General features: G+C 61.5%; 16 protein-coding genes and 1 pseudogene. 12 read left to right on the top strand and 5 right to left on the bottom strand.

Annotation, left to right across the window (positions count from 1 at the left end; all coding sequences use genetic code 11):
• Window positions 1–83: 83 nt before the first annotated feature.
• Window positions 84–1,277, bottom strand: a complete 1,194-nt coding sequence (gene neuC, locus ACQ86E_RS03515) for a UDP-N-acetylglucosamine 2-epimerase (RefSeq protein WP_431204208.1) — start codon at window positions 1,275–1,277, stop codon at window positions 84–86.
• A complete protein-coding gene (locus tag ACQ86E_RS03510) occupies window positions 1,274–2,020 on the bottom strand; it encodes an acylneuraminate cytidylyltransferase family protein (RefSeq protein ID WP_431204207.1) in 747 nt (248 codons plus the stop codon). Before ACQ86E_RS03510 ends, neuC begins: the two co-directional genes overlap by 4 nt.
• A 172-nt stretch (window positions 2,021–2,192) precedes the next feature.
• On the opposite strand from ACQ86E_RS03510, the gene neuB reads away from it, so the two are divergent.
• From neuB to ACQ86E_RS03460, 10 genes and pseudogenes are all read left to right on the top strand, one after another.
• A complete protein-coding gene (gene neuB / locus ACQ86E_RS03505; protein WP_431204206.1) occupies window positions 2,193–3,275 on the top strand; it encodes an N-acetylneuraminate synthase in 1,083 nt (360 codons plus the stop codon).
• Window positions 3,272–3,898: a NeuD/PglB/VioB family sugar acetyltransferase gene (locus ACQ86E_RS03500; RefSeq protein WP_431204205.1), complete on the top strand. Its 627-nt coding sequence runs from the start codon at window positions 3,272–3,274 to the stop codon at window positions 3,896–3,898. Before neuB ends, ACQ86E_RS03500 begins: the two co-directional genes overlap by 4 nt.
• 12 nt (window positions 3,899–3,910) lie before the next feature.
• Window positions 3,911–4,951, top strand: a complete 1,041-nt coding sequence (locus ACQ86E_RS03495) for a nucleotidyltransferase family protein (RefSeq protein ID WP_431204204.1) — start codon at window positions 3,911–3,913, stop codon at window positions 4,949–4,951.
• Window positions 4,948–5,205: pseudogene (locus ACQ86E_RS03490) on the top strand (SDR family NAD(P)-dependent oxidoreductase); the annotation flags it as partial. The gene ACQ86E_RS03495 and the pseudogene ACQ86E_RS03490, both read left to right, overlap by 4 nt.
• Window positions 5,206–5,287: 82 nt before the next feature.
• Complete coding sequence (locus ACQ86E_RS03485) at window positions 5,288–5,761, top strand: SDR family oxidoreductase (RefSeq protein WP_431204203.1); 474 nt, start codon at window positions 5,288–5,290, stop codon at window positions 5,759–5,761.
• A gap of 37 nt (window positions 5,762–5,798) precedes the next feature.
• On the top strand, window positions 5,799–6,977 hold the full coding sequence (locus ACQ86E_RS03480) for an N-acetyl sugar amidotransferase (RefSeq protein ID WP_431204202.1): 1,179 nt from the start codon (window positions 5,799–5,801) through the stop codon (window positions 6,975–6,977).
• Window positions 6,978–7,020: 43 nt separating this feature from the next.
• Entirely contained in the window at window positions 7,021–7,659 is a 639-nt protein-coding gene (hisH, locus tag ACQ86E_RS03475; RefSeq protein WP_431204201.1) for an imidazole glycerol phosphate synthase subunit HisH, read from the top strand.
• Window positions 7,660–7,668: 9 nt separating this feature from the next.
• Window positions 7,669–8,445, top strand: a complete 777-nt coding sequence (hisF, locus tag ACQ86E_RS03470) for an imidazole glycerol phosphate synthase subunit HisF (RefSeq protein ID WP_431204200.1) — start codon at window positions 7,669–7,671, stop codon at window positions 8,443–8,445.
• A 4-nt stretch (window positions 8,446–8,449) separates the two neighbouring features.
• Entirely contained in the window at window positions 8,450–9,109 is a 660-nt protein-coding gene (locus tag ACQ86E_RS03465; RefSeq protein ID WP_431204199.1) for a hypothetical protein, read from the top strand.
• Window positions 9,110–9,199: 90 nt separating this feature from the next.
• Window positions 9,200–10,137 (top strand): IS630 family transposase gene (locus ACQ86E_RS03460; RefSeq protein ID WP_431204198.1). Its coding sequence is split into 2 segments (ribosomal slippage): window positions 9,200–9,542 and window positions 9,542–10,137, totalling 939 coding nucleotides; the frame shifts between segments, so codons are not numbered across the junction.
• Window positions 10,138–10,172: 35 nt separating this feature from the next.
• Here the strand turns inward: ACQ86E_RS03460 and ACQ86E_RS03455 are convergent.
• Genes ACQ86E_RS03455 through ACQ86E_RS03445 form a run of 3 tightly spaced genes read right to left on the bottom strand, consistent with a single transcriptional unit; the run spans window position 10,173 to window position 12,561 of the window.
• The gene (locus ACQ86E_RS03455; RefSeq protein ID WP_431204197.1) at window positions 10,173–11,036 is read right to left on the bottom strand and encodes a glycosyltransferase family 2 protein; all 864 of its coding nucleotides are present in this window, start codon (window positions 11,034–11,036) and stop codon (window positions 10,173–10,175) included.
• Window positions 11,033–11,728: a class I SAM-dependent methyltransferase gene (locus ACQ86E_RS03450; protein ID WP_431204196.1), complete on the bottom strand. Its 696-nt coding sequence runs from the start codon at window positions 11,726–11,728 to the stop codon at window positions 11,033–11,035. The genes ACQ86E_RS03455 and ACQ86E_RS03450 overlap by 4 nt, the downstream gene beginning before the upstream one ends.
• Window positions 11,729–11,772: 44 nt before the next feature.
• A complete protein-coding gene (locus tag ACQ86E_RS03445; RefSeq protein WP_431204195.1) occupies window positions 11,773–12,561 on the bottom strand; it encodes a class I SAM-dependent methyltransferase in 789 nt (262 codons plus the stop codon).
• A gap of 159 nt (window positions 12,562–12,720) precedes the next feature.
• Here ACQ86E_RS03445 and ACQ86E_RS03440 point away from each other — a divergent pair, with 159 nt between their 5' ends.
• Window positions 12,721–14,040, top strand: a complete 1,320-nt coding sequence (locus ACQ86E_RS03440; RefSeq protein ID WP_431204194.1) for a hypothetical protein — start codon at window positions 12,721–12,723, stop codon at window positions 14,038–14,040.
• On the top strand, window positions 14,040–14,345 hold the full coding sequence (locus tag ACQ86E_RS03435) for a hypothetical protein (protein ID WP_431204193.1): 306 nt from the start codon (window positions 14,040–14,042) through the stop codon (window positions 14,343–14,345). Before ACQ86E_RS03440 ends, ACQ86E_RS03435 begins: the two co-directional genes overlap by 1 nt.
• Window positions 14,346–14,408 lie beyond the last annotated feature (63 nt).

Below are 14,408 nucleotides of genomic sequence, written 5' to 3'. Positions count from 1 at the left end.
TCTCCCGGAACGAGCGCGGTTCGTCTCAAACTCGCCCCGATCTATACAGCCAGGCACGCTGCACAGGCAACAATGGGTGGGAGTTATACGGTCGGCTCGGGCGGGGCAGGCACATCCGCTAAATCGTGGAAATGCTTGGGGAAAGCGCGCTCGATAGCAATCTTTCGAAGGGTTCCAGCAATGGCTTCGGACGCGCCGCCGCGGCCATAGGGCGGCACAACCGCGGGATCGGGCTGGAACCGGCCCTCGAATATGCGCCGGAGGCTTTCGAGGATCAGGAGCGAATCGGCCGGGCAATCGATGATCGAGGCGGCGCGCAGCCGGCCTTTTTGGCGGTCGCCGATATTGATCGAAGGCACGCCGACCGCCGGTGCCTCCAAAATGCCGCTGGAGGAGTTGCCGATTACGGCGTCCGCAAGCCGCAGTGCGGCCCAGTAGCGCTCGCTGCCGAGCGAGGTGAAGAGATGGGCGCGACCGGGGCACGCCGCTACGAACGCCCGGATCGCATCGTCGATGGCGCGATAGCCGGGATCGGCATTCACGCCGGTGAAGATGAAGCTGCGGTCCTCGATCCCGGCAAGCGCGCCGAGGAGAGCGCCGACATTGGCAGCGTCGGTCTGGGGCTGAGCCGTGGTCGGATGAAGCGTCACCAGCAGAAAGCGCTCGGGACCGGCTATGCCGAGCTTTGCGAACAGCTCGGTGCGGGTCAGGGTCGGCGCGGTGTCCGCCATATCGAGACCGGGCGCACCGACGTTGAAGACGAAATCGGGCTGCTCGCCCATCTGGATTACGCGCCGGCGATAGGGCTCGGCCGCGACGAAATGCAAGCAGGCCATCTTGGTGATGGCGTGACGGATCGCGTCGTCGAAGGCGCCCGCGGTGATCTCGCCGCCATGAATATGCGCGATCGGGATGTTCAGGAGCGTTGCCGCGACTGCGGCAGCCAGCACCTCGAAGCGGTCGCCGAGCACGACGAGAATATCGGGCGCCAGCTTCGGCAGCGCGTCGGCGAAGCCGGTCACCCCGATGCCGGTGCCGCGCGCGATAGTCTCGGCGCGATCGTCGCCGAGCGCGAGATCGATCTTGGCTGCGATCGAAAAGCCGTCGGCCTCGATCGCCCGCCAGGTCTCGCCGAAACGCGGCGCCAGATGCATGCCGCAGGCAATCACACTCAGTGCGACGTCGTCGGCCGCCTCGAGCCGCGCCAGGATCCCCCGCAACAAGCCGTAATCGGCGCGCGAGCCTGTAACGACGGCAATGCGGCGGCGTGAACTCATGCCGGTCGCCTCCAGGGAGAGGCGTCGAGCATCCCGTGGTCGACGACATAGGACGCGTAGGCGAGGTCAGCCGCGCTTTCGATCTCGATGGAATGCATGCGGTCCATCATGATGCCGTAGCTCGCGGCCGGATCGGCGTAGATCTTGCGATGCTGGCGCATCGCGTCCCAGCCGACGAGATAGAGCGCGCCGTTCATCGTGACTTCGATGGCCTGGTCCTGCCGCCGCTGCGCTGTGGTCGTGAGCATCTTCTCGACGATCCCGCCGATCGAGCCGTCCTTGCCGAGCGTGCCGACGAAAATAGAGGAGACTTCGGTCTCGCGCATGCCGACCACGAGACTCGCCTTGCGTGCCGCGAACAACTCGACCGCTTCATCGAAATGGTCCGGTGTCGCAAACGGCGACGAGGGCTCCAGCAGCATGATGGCGTGGTAGCGCCGCTTCTCATGCGCCTCGATCCAATCCATCGCGTGCAACACCACGTCGTTGGACGAGGCGGTGTCACTCGCAAGCTCGGCCGGTCGCTCGAACAGCACCTCGGCGCCATGCCGTTTTGCTTCTGCGCGTATCTCGGGGCTATCGCTGGAGACGATCAGGCGTGAGCAGTAGCGGGACTGCCGCGCCGCGATCGCCTTGTAGCCGGTCAGGCTAAGGCCACCGATCTCGCGCAAATTCTTGCCGGGCAGGCCCTTCGATCCGCCGCGGCCGACCAGCAGGAACAATATCTCGGGCGAGTTCGACATGGCTCTCGATAATCCTGCCTTCAAGCGCCCCCGAGTCGGGGTGATTCGACACCTGGCTGGGCCGTTGGGGAGCGCCGCAAGCCGCCTGCTTGCGTTGCTTTTACCAGCGTGCTCGACTAAGACAACCGCTTGATTGGCGGGCGATTTCGCTTCGTCCTGGCGACCGAACCCCATGCATCCCAAAACCCTGATCATTGCCGAGGCGGGCGTCAACCACAACGGCGACCGTGCACGCGCGCTGGCGCTGGTGGGGGCCGCCGCAAAGGCGGGAGCCGACGTCGTCAAGTTTCAGTCATTTCGCGCCGACAGGCTCGCAACCGTCGCGGCGACGAAAGCGACCTACCAGCAAGTGACCACCGGCGAGGCGCAGACGCAACTCGACATGCTCCGCGGGCTCGAACTCAGTGCTGACGACGAGGAGCAGATCGCCGCAGCCTGCGCAGCCTCTGGCATCACCTACATGTCTACGCCGTTCGATGCCGAGAGCGCCACGCATCTGGTCCACCGCGTCGGCGTGTCCTCACTGAAGGTCGGCTCGGGCGATCTCACCAATGCGCCGCTGCTGCTGCATCTGGCGCGCTTCCGCCTGCCGATCATCCTCTCGACCGGCATGGGAACCCTCGCCGAGGTGGAGCAGGCGCTCGGCGTCATCGCCTTCGGATATTTCCGGGATGCGACGGCGCGGCCCGAGCCCGCCGCGTTTGCAAATCTGTTGCTCGACCGTGCGACCTGGACGAAGCTGCGCGCAAAGGTCACTCTGTTGCATTGTACGACCGAATATCCGGCCGATCCGCGGTCGATCAATCTTCGCGCCATGGTGACGTTGCGCGAAGCGTTCGGTCTGCCGGTCGGCTTCTCCGACCATAGCCGCGGCATCCATATCGCATCGGCCGCCGTGGCGCTCGGTGCCACCGTGATCGAAAAACACCTGACGCTGGACCGCAATCTGCCGGGACCGGACCACCGCGCCTCGATCGAGCCGGACGAACTGGAGGCGATGATCGCGGCGATCCGCGACATCGAGGCCGCGCTCGGCGACGGTCGCAAGGTGCCCGCGCCGGAGGAAATCCCGAACCGCGCGGTGGCGCGCCGCAGCCTCATTGCACTTCGCGCGGTGCTGGCGGGCGAGCGTTTCACAGAGGACAATCTCGGCATCAAGCGCCCGGGCAACGGCGTTCCGCCGATCGAATATTGGAGCTATCTCGGCAAGACCGCTGGGCGCGACTATGCGGCCAACGAGGCGATCGAGCCATGAGCCTTATCGTGCTTTGCGCCGGCGGTCACGCTCGCGTCGTCATCGAGGCCTTGCTGAGCAGCGGCATTCGTCCGGCGGGCATTGCCGACCGCGACGTCGCACGTATCGGCTCGGCCATCGGCGGCGTCAAGGTCACGGGATCCGACGACGACGTCATGAAGATGGCCGTGGACGAGGTCGAACTCGCAAACGGTCTCGGCAACCGTGCTTCGCGGAAGGATTCAGGGTTGTCGGATAGGCGTGCATTGTTCGATCGATTTGACGTGCTGGGGTTCAAGTTTCCAGTCATTGCACATGCCTCCGCCGTGATCGCCTCCGATGCGCAACTCGGCGACGGCGCCCAAGTGATGGCGGGTGCCGTGATCCAGCCGGCGGCGCGGATCGGGCGGAACGTCCTGGTGAACACGCGGGCGGTGGTGGAGCACGATTGCATCGTCGGCGATCATGCGCATGTCGCGCCTGGCGCGGTGCTGTGCGGGGGCGTATCGATCGGTGAGAGTGTCCATGTCGGCGCTGGCGCCGTGGTCTTGGTCGGCGTCAAAGTGGGCGCAGGAGCCGTCGTTGCCGCGGGCGCGGTGGTTACAAAGGATGTCGCGGCCGGCGGGTTCGCCGGCAACGAATAGGATTGGTCGGTCATGAAGGGCGCGTTCGTCGTCAATGAAGATACACCTCTGATGGAGACGCTGCGGCGGATCGATCAGGGCACGCTGCAACTCGCCATCGTCGAGCGCGACGGCAAAATCGTCGGCACCGTCACTGACGGCGACGTGAGGCGCGCGCTGCTCGGCGGCACCGGCCTCGACGCCTCCGTCAGCCTCGTGATGAACCGCACGCCGATCACGGCGCCCGTCGGCATCTCGAATCCGGCTGCGCTCAATTTGATGCGCAAGCATTCGATCCACCAGCTTCCGCTGGTCGATGCGGAGGGGCGGGTGGTCGAGGTCCGCCTGATCGACGATCTCGCGCTTGCACACCAATCCGATCATTGGGTCGTGCTGATGGCCGGCGGCCTCGGCTCGCGGCTGAAGCCGCTGACTGACGACGTCCCAAAACCACTAATCCGCGTCGGCGACAAGCCGATCCTGGAGACAGTGCTTGGCGGCTTCGTCAAGGCCGGTTTCGGCAAGTTCTTCATCTCGGTCAACTACAAGGCCGACATGATCCGCGACTACTTCGGCGACGGCTCGGCCTGGGGTGTGGAAATCAGCTACCTCCAGGAGAACGAGCGGCTCGGTACTGCCGGCGCGCTGTCGCTACTGCCTGAGCGGCCGTCGCAGCCGTTCTTCGTCATGAACGGCGATCTGCTGACAACTGTGAATTTCGAACAGATGCTGAAATATCATCGCGAACACCAGGCGTTTTCCACCGTCTGCGTGCGCGAGCATTCCGTGACCGTGCCGTTCGGAGTGATCGATTTCGACGACCATCGTCTGCTCGGTATCCGCGAGAAGCCGACGCAAAAGTTCTTCGTCAACGCCGGCGTCTATCTGCTCGATCCCGGCGTGCTCGATCATCTCGACGCGAACGAGGCCGTGGATATGCCGACCCTGATCGAGCGCACCATCGCCAAGGGCAAGCCGTCAGTCGTGTTCCCGTTGCGGGAGTACTGGATCGACGTCGGTCGGCTCGACGATCTGCAACGCGCCTCCGACGAATTCCAGAGGATATTTGGATGAGCACCGAGCGTTCGCTTCGCGAGATGATGTCGCTCGATGGCCGCATCGCCGTCGTTACCGGGGGCGCCGGTCATATCGGCCGAGCCATTGCCGCGGGTCTCGCCGAACTCGGCGCCAGCATCGCGCTGGTCGATATCGCCGCGTCCGCCGGCACGGAGATCGCCGCGAAGCTGGGCTCGGACCATTCGGTCAAGTCCGCAATGTTCGATTGCGATTTCGAGCAGGGCGAGGGGGTGAAGGATCTGCCGAGGCGGGTGCGGGAAGCCTTTGGCGGCGTCGACATCATCGTCAATTGCGCAGCCTTCGTCGGCACCAGTGGAGCTCGAGGGCTGGGCGGTGCCGTTCGCGCAGCAGTCGGATGCGACCTGGCGGCGGGCGATCGAGGTCAACCTCACTGCGCCCTTTGTCCTGATCCAGGCTGCAGCCGAGGATCTGGCCAAGTCAGGCCATGGCAGCGTGATCAACATTTCCTCGATCTACGGCCTCGCGGGGCCGGACTGGCGGCTCTACGAGGGAACCGCACTCGGAAATCCGGCCGCCTATTCCGCAAGCAAGGGCGGCCTGATCCAGATGACTCGGTGGCTGGCCACCACGATGGCCCCAAAAGTCCGCGTCAATGCGGTCGCGCCGGGCGGAGTCTTCAGGGCCACGCCGGAACCGTTTTTAAGCCGCTATGTGGCCCGGACGCCGCTTGCACGCATGGCGCGCGAGGACGATATGAAAGGCGCTGTAGCCTACCTCGCGAGCGACCTGTCGGCCTATGTGACGGGCCAGTGCGTTGCAGTCGACGGGGGGTGGACGGCGTGGTAAGCCGGCAGCAAATCATTCAATCGCGAGAATCTCCGAAATGTTGAGCTGTAGCAAGTGCTTATTGCCGGAAACGGCGGAGGCCACTTCATTCGACGAAGCCGGCTCGTGCAGCGTCTGCGCGCAGATCGAGGTGCGCGATACCCAGATCAACTGGGAGGAGCGCCACGGCCAGATGATGGAGCTGGTCGCACAATACCGCGATAAAGGACTGTACGACTGTATCGTGCCCTACTCGGGCGGCAAGGACAGCGTTTTCCAGCTCTGGTACGTCGTCAAAAAGCTCGGCCTGAAACCGTTGGTGGTGCGCTTCGACCACTGGTTCTATCGCCCGCTGATTGAAGAGAACAACACCAGCGTGTTCAAGCAGCTCGGCGTCGATGTCCTCAACTTTACGCCGAACTGGCATGTGGTGCGTGAGCTGATGCTCGAATCGCTGAAGCGCCGCGGCGATTTCTGCTGGCACTGTCATACCGGCATCTACGCCCATACCATGCAGATTGCGATCCGCTACGAGACGCCGCTGCTGTTCTGGGGCGAGAGTCTGGCGGAGTACCAGTCTTTCTATTCCTACGACGAGATGGAAGAGGTCGACGAGAAGCGCTTCAACCGTGCGATGAATCTCGGTATCACCGCCGACGACATGTACGAATTCCTAGGCGGCCGCGTTGCCAAGCGCGACCTGTATCCATTTGTCTATCCGCCGCGCAAGGAGCTGATGCGGATCAAGTGCCGCTCGATCTGCCTCGGCAGCTACATCAAGTGGGACACCAAGAAGCACGTCGAGATCATCAAGCGCGAACTCGGCTGGAAGGGCCAGGAGGTCGAGGGCATTCCGCCGGAGTACGACTACGAGAAGATCGAGTGCTTCTTTCAGGGCGTGCGTGACTATCTGAAATACATCAAGCGTGGCATGGGCCGGACCAACCATCTCGCAAACATCGACATCCGTAACAAGCGTATGACCCGCGAGCAGGGCGAGGCGCTGGTACGCGAGTTCGACGGCAAGCGGCCGCCGAGCCTCGATCTGTTCCTCGACTATCTCCAGCTCACCGAGGAGCAGTTTCTGGGCATCGCGATCAAGCACGAGGTCAGCCCGTGGCAGTTCTCGGCGAACACGGTCGAGCCGGGCCGTCGCATGCCCGACATGGACAAGTGGAACAACACGCAAGTTCCCTGGCCGAACCATCCGGGCGTCGAAATCGGCGGTAAGGGCTGAGCTAGCGAGGGGCGATCGGGCGCGCGTCCCGGGGGAGCAGGCGATGTCAGGCGTAGCGATCGTTGACTACGGCATCAACAATGTGCGCTCGATGAAGAACGCCGTCGAATATTGCGGCTTCGATCCGATCGTGACCCATGACGCCGACGAGATCGCGAGCGCCTCCCACGTGATTCTGCCTGGTGTCGGCGCGTTTGGGGATGCCATGAGCAATATCCGCGCGCGCGGCATCGACGAGATGCTCGAGCGTCAGGTTCGCGAGAAGGGCAAGCCGTTCCTCGCCGTGTGCCTGGGCATGCAGTTGCTCGCGAACAGCTCCGAAGAGCATTCCGATGACGGCATCCCGCATCGCGGCCTTGGTTGGTTCGATGCCGACGTCCTGCGGTTGATGCCGAACGACCCGGCGCTAAAAATCCCGCATATGGGCTGGAACATGGTGGCGAAGGAACGCAACCATCCAATCCTCGCCAATATCCGCGACAGCAATCTCGCGTTCTACTTCGTGCACTCCTTTGCCATGCGCTGCAGGGATGCGGGCGACGTGGTCGGCTTCGCCCAATATGACCAGCCGGTGACCGCGATCATTGCGCGGGACAACATCGCCGCCACGCAGTTCCATCCCGAGAAAAGCCAGGATACCGGGATCGAGCTGATGGGCAATTTCCTGCGCTGGAATCCATAAAGTCCAGAGATGCTGAAGAAGCGCCTGATCCCAAAATTTCTGCTGCGCGACGGCAGGCTCGTTAAATATGTCCGCTTCTTCGAGAACGAGCGCGCCGCCGGCAACCCGGTGACGACTGCGAAGGTCTACAACGACTACGGCGTCGACGAACTGATCGTGCTCGACATCGTGCCGAGCGCCGCCTCGCGCGGCCGCGTCGTCGACATCATCGAGCGGATGTCGGAAGAGATATTCATGCCGTTTACGGTCGGCGGCGGCGTCAAGACCCTCGACGACGTCAACGTGCTGCTGCGTGCCGGTGCGGACAAGGTTTCGGTGAATTCGGAGGCCGTCCGGCGCCCGGAGTTCCTGCGTGAGGCCGCGCGCACTTTCGGCGACCAGTGCATGACGGTGTCGATCGACTACAAGACGACCGGCCCTGGACAGGCCAGCGTGTTCATCGATGGCGGGCGCGAAGACACAGCGCTCGATCCGGTGGAATGGGCGCAGCGCTGCGAGGACCTGCATTGCGGCGAAGTTCTGCTTGGCTCGATCGACCGCGACGGCACCATGAGCGGCTACGACCTCGACCTGATCCACAAGGCTGCTCGCGTGCTGAGCGTGCCCTTGATCGTCTCCGGCGGCTGCGGTTCACTCCAGCATGCGATCGACGCGCTGGAGGCGGGTGCCTCGGCGGTCGCGATCTCCTCGATGTTCCTCTTCACCGACCACAGCCCGATCAAGCTGCGCAGCCATCTGTTCTCGCGCGGCCTCGACGTGCGTGCCAGCTTCTCAAGCAGGAATTAGCACCGTGCAGCTTTCGCTTGCCCGCAACGACCTCGCCCTCTATGTGCGCAAGCAGTTCGAGAACCTGTTTCCTGACGGCGCTGACCTCGGCGACCTCCCGAGATTCGTGGATCTCGCGCTCGACCGGGTCGATCACTGTTTTTCGCGCGTGAGGCTGAAAGGGTTCTTTGCGAACGGGGAGGCGCGGTTCTCGCACTGGCACTCCGACCAGTATGCGATCTTCCTCTACTATCTCGCCAATTCAGCGTTTCGCGAACGGCCCGGCCATCCCGTCGCCGACAAGGCCTATGCGCTGAACAAGGCACTGCACGCGCTCGACGCGTTCTATGAGGTGGAGTTACCCGACGTGTTCGCGGTGCAGCATCCGGTCGGCACCGTGCTCGGCCGCGCCAGCTATTCGGACTATTTCATCTCCTATCACAACTGCACTGTTGGGGCGAACCTCGACAATGAATACCCATCGTTCGGCCGCGGCGTCGTGATGTTTGGCGGCGCTCGCGTGATTGGGAAGACCGCCGTGGGCGACAACACTTTCGTATCGACCGGCGCGATCGTTATCGACGGCGGTGCGCTTGCCGCGGATAGCATTTTGCATGGTATCTATCCGAAGGCGGCGAGGTTGACGACCACGCGGAACGTGGTGCGGGACATTTTTGGCATTTAAAGCGGGATGGCATTAGGCTGAATCGATTTGGGATTCCCAAATCAGTGCATTTCTGATTCACCATGCTGGCTGGAGTGGAGGCCAGCATGGATGGGCAAGCCTTATTCGCTGGATCTTCGCAAGCGTGTCGTGGCCGCCATCGAAGGCGGGATGTCCCGCAATCAGGCAGCCAGACAGTTTGGGGTCGCGATCAGCACGGCGATCGGCTGGATGCAGCGGGTCGAGAAGACCGGTAGCGTTGAGCCCAGCCAGATCGGTGGCTACAAGCCAAAGGCGATCTCGGGCGAGCATGCGGTCTGGGTGTCGCAACGGATCAAAGACGGTGACTTCACCATACGCGGCCTCGTTGCCGAGCTTGCCGGGCGCGGTCTGAAGGTCGACTATCACTCGGTGTGGGACTTCGTGCATGCCGAGAAGCTCAGCTTCAAAAAAGCGTGGCGGCTGGCGAACGCGATCGTCCCGACGTAGCGCGGCGGCGGGCCCAGTGGACAAAATATCAAGGTCGCGTCGAAGCTGAACGGCTGGTCTTTATCGACGAGACCTGGACCAGAACTGATATGGCCCCTTTGCGGGGATGGGCGCCGCGCGGGCGCAGACTTCATACCAAGGTTCCTCACGGCCGCTGGAGGACCATGACCTTCCTGGCTGCCTTGCGCCATGATCGGATCGATGCGCCATGGTTCATCGAGGGGCCGATCGATGGCGTGAGCTTTCGCACCTATGTCGAGAAGGTTCTTCTGCCCACTCTAAGACCTGGCGATATCGTCGTTCTGGACAATCTCGGAAGCCACAAAAGCAAAGCCGTGCGCCAGCTCATCCGCTCGGTCGGCGCCAAGTTGTTCTTCCTGCCGAAATACTCGCCCGATCTGAACCCGATCGAGCAGGTCTTTGCCAAACTCAAGCACCTGATTCGCAAAGCTGCAGCTCGAACCGTCGACACCGTCTGCGCCGCAATCGGTCAGGCTCTCGATGCCTTCACCTCCGAAGAATGCGCCAACTACCTCAAAAATTCAGGCTATCGAACCTAATGCCATCCCGCTTTAGTCTAGCCCGCGCAGCCCTGTCAGGCCTTGTCCATGATCTGCTTGAGCAACACCGCGAGCATGCCGATGCCAAGCATGATCACCGAAACCATCGCGGTCCCGATCGAAAGCATGATCCCCGTCACGATCGAGAACGAAAGGGACACCAGCATCATGGCCGTCGCTACTGCGATGCAGATCAGGCTGGTGAGCAGGAAGATTTTCAACGGATTGTAGTAAACGATCGCTTCGACGATGTACTGCAGCGTCTTCAGGGAGTCCCTGAACAGGCGGACCTTGCTGCTGCCAGTTCGTTCGAAATAGTCGATTTTGTGATAAGTGACAAAGCGCCTCGTCATCATGTACGCGAGCGTCATGGACGTCGTGAAGCTGAACGTGTCGCACAGATGAGGAAAATATTCCATCGCGGTGGTGCGGCCGAAAACGCGCAGGCCGGAATTGATGTCCGGAATGCGACGGCCGGCAGTCCACTCCACCAGGAAGCGCAGTAGCGCACGCAACGGCATCTTGAGCGCGGATTGCCGGTAGTGGGGGCCATGCCGCTCGCCGACGGCCATGTCGAAGCCGTCCTGGTAGAGGCGGACGAGGTCTGGAATCGCCGCAGCAGGGTAGGTGCTGTCGGCATCGCAAATTGCGATCATGTCATGACTTGCCGCCTCGATGCCCTTCTTGAGCGAACGGCCATAGCCGACATTGTGCGGGTGGCGGAGAACCTTTGCTCCGGCTTCGCTTGCGAGCCTTCCTGTCGCATCCTTGGATCCGTCGTCGACCACGATGATCTCGAACGGGATCAGGTTGGCCGTCGTCAGCACGGCGGCGATGTTCTTGACCGTCTCGCTGATGCCTCTTTCCTCGTTGAGGGCCGGAATGACGACGGAAATCATGATCGGCGGGCCACGCAGATCAGGGACTGGCCGAAGAAGCTTCGTGTCAGGGGGTCAACGAGCCTGGAGATCGGAAGGATATATTTGTCGAAGATGCGGATCTGGATGTTGACCGCCGAGTCGTCCAGGGTCTCGTGCTTCGCGAAAGTGTTGATCCACCAGGCGAGACCTCCAATCGGATTGAAATAACGCAATTCGAGGATCTCGATCGGCGCTCCCGCGCAGGCCTTGAGCATCAGCGCCTTGTTGTATCGGCGATGGTGACCCGCGAGCCGGTCCAGGTCGCCGTAAAGCTGCTGCAACGCCGGCACCAGCAGCAGCAAATGACCGCCCGGCGACAAGGCGTTGGCCATGTTGGCAACGGCGCGATTGTCGTCTTCGATATGTTCGATGACGTTGCAGCAGACGACGGTGTCGACGCTGCCGGGCGCGAAGCGCGCGCGAAATTCTTCCGAGCAGATGTCAGCGATCGCGAAATCACCGCCAGGGTATCGGCCTCTGGAATTCGCGACATTCTCGGGGTCAATGTCGACGCCACGATACCGGCCGGGTTTCCCGAGAATTTCGTAGTAGCTGCCATGGCCGATGCCGACCTCAAGGACGTCACGGCCGAGATAGGGCCGCATCGTCCCGATGATCCAGTTCATGTAGTTGTGCGCGTCTCCGATGGCGCTCGAAAATGTGGGCGCCAATCCGTGCGTGTCTGATCCCTGTTCGTGCGCAGGCATGGTGCCCATCAGGAGACCGGCACGGCGGTTCGCTTCCACTTCGCTAGGAAACACGGATACATGCTGGGCAGTGGAATGTTGCTGAACGCAACTTCGAACGGCTTCACGAGGGGCCAGAGGATCGGCTTGATGCCGAGCGGCACGCGCATGATGAGGCTGTTGAGGATGAGAAAATAGGCCAATCCGCCAAAATAACGCACGGCTTCGCCCTCGAAATACGGAGATGCCTGCTTCAGAATGGCGTCGTGCGATAGAGCTTCTTCAGTCGGAGCGTCGAAGTACCTGTCAGATGCATACCACTTGTTGCGGACGACGTTCAGCGCAAAATCGGCGCTGGGCTCCATCATCAGGAGGTCACCGCCGGGTTTCACCAGATTAGCGACGTTCCGAAGTGTCTGGCGGAGGTCCGCAACACAGTGGTGGAGCCCACCTATGATGATGGCGCCGTCAAATTGCTCGGAAATGTGGGCCGGCTTCGTCAGATCGATGACATGCGCGGTGTTCTGTGTGGTCCGGGTATAGGACTCGCATGCCGGCGTCGAGATGTCGAAGCCGACGGTTTTGACGCTGTGATACCGTTCGATGATAGCGAGCGAGTTGTGGCCGCTTCCACATGCCAGATCGGCGATCGACTTGTTGTTCAGGTCAAGACCGTCGAACAGCCAATTATACATGAAGCGCGCACGATATTTCATCGACGACACGTCGTAGTAGTGTGCCTCGTAAGCATCGTGGATTGCCGTATAGTGCTGCTTCTGGCGGGAACTATCCGGACTGTGGTTTGCGAGTGCCGTCAATTTCGACCGTCTCTACCCTTTAAAGTGGCAAGTTGCCTTATGATCGCCCTTATTGCATATCTTTGCGGAGTCTGAAAGACAACCAGAACCTGTTTGGGACTTTTTTGGGGGGGAATGAAGTTTAGGCTTTGCGCAGCGTGGGCTGTCGCTTTCGGTGTCTTGGCGGTCTGGCTCTACACGGTGCGGCTGCGGCTCGCCTACATGGATCAGGTGCCGGTATTCGATGCCGATGGCATTACCCCCGAGGCGAAGATGTGGGCCCTGATGTGGTGGGATGAAAATCCCTTCAAGATGTGGTTCTCTACGCCGCGGGCGCCCCGTTCCATCGAAACGCCGACGCTGGCGGCGCGCACGCTCTACGAGTCCTGGCCGTCCGGCGCCTTCGTGCCGATCTATCTGGTGGCAAAGATACTGGGCGTCGAGCCAAGCGTCACCATGGTCAACTGGATCAATGCCACGCTGCAGGGCCTGATCGCGCTCGCGGCGGCATTCATCGGCTTCAATCTCGCTCTGCTGAATCGGCTGAGCAAGCTCAGCAGCGGGATCATTGCGCTTGCCGTCTCGTTTCCGATTTTGCTGTCGAGCGGGTTGATCTACATATTCTCGCAAGTCTACGATGTCGTGACGGTTGTCCTGATCTACACCGCGTTTTTCATTTTGCTCGAGGTCCTGTTCTATCGAGCGCGTTCGCCGCGTAAACGGCAGATCATTACGATCGCTCAGTTCGCGACGATATACGGTGCTTTTCTGGTCGACTGGCTTTCGTACACCTTGTTTGCGTTTTGGATGCTGACGCGCCTGGCTGCGGGATTTCTTGGGGTCGGGCCGCGCATTACCTTCCGGCGCTTGGCTGGCCTGTCGCTGCTGCCGGTCTCGGCCTTTGCCATTTACCTCTGCTGGCGTTTCTTTGCCCCAGGGTCGGTAGCCGCAAGCTACGGAGTCTCAGCGTCGATCCGTGAATTGATCGGAAAGATCATGGAGCGGATGAACTTGACCGACGAAAGTCATATCAGCGGATTTGGCGCTGCTTTTGTCGAGATGCATCGTGACTTTCTGTGGCCATGGGCGTTCCCGTGGATCGCTGGATCGGTGCTGATCGCTTTGGCATTGCTGGTGATCGCATTGCTCCGGGCGCGCGATCAGACCGATCGGCGTGCCACTTTTGCAACCGTGTCGGTCCTGGTGCTGGTCACAGTTCCATTCTACGTACATATGCTCGTGCTTTATCAGCATACGTTCATTCATCGCTGGGCCATCACCAAGGCGGTGCTTGCCCTGGGCGTCGTTCCCTTTGCAATCGTGCCGATCGCTATTTTTACGCTCCTCAGACAGTCTTCTCGAGCAGTAGCTGTGTCGGAACGCAAGGGGTCCAGGCGACTGCGGGCCTGGCTCTTGCTCTGGTCTCATTCCTGTGTTCGGCAGATACTTTCCGCGCGCCCTTTCATTTTCTGGGGCGGATCAATCGCGAACATCTGCTGATGTGGGAGGATATCGGACGTAACACCAGATACGAGGACGTCGTAGTGTCGCCGGTGCTCGAAGCTCTCCCGATCACCAAGGAGATCGGCGCGTCGAACAAGCTGATTCACCACGCCGCGAATTTTTCCGAGGTGGACCGGGTAGTCGAGCGCGTTTGCGGCAAATTCAACGTCGTACTTGCGTTGCCGAAGGGGACCGAAGCGGGTGAACTTGGCTCTCGTGAACCAAACGAGGTCATCGACACGGGGCGCATTCGCTTGCTTCGGTACGTATCCTATCCCGGAAAGGCTGCAGGGTGCTCTTAGAGGTAGCCCGTTCGCGTGACGCTAGCTGGCCGTCCTTGGCCCGCGACCGCCACCGTCGTCTCG

It is taken from the genome of Bradyrhizobium betae (assembly GCF_050632175.1).
Classification (GTDB): Bacteria; Pseudomonadota; Alphaproteobacteria; order Rhizobiales; family Xanthobacteraceae; genus Bradyrhizobium; species Bradyrhizobium betae_B.
The sequence above is the reverse complement of the archived record's forward strand: the minus strand, read 5'-3'. Positions and strand labels throughout refer to the sequence as shown.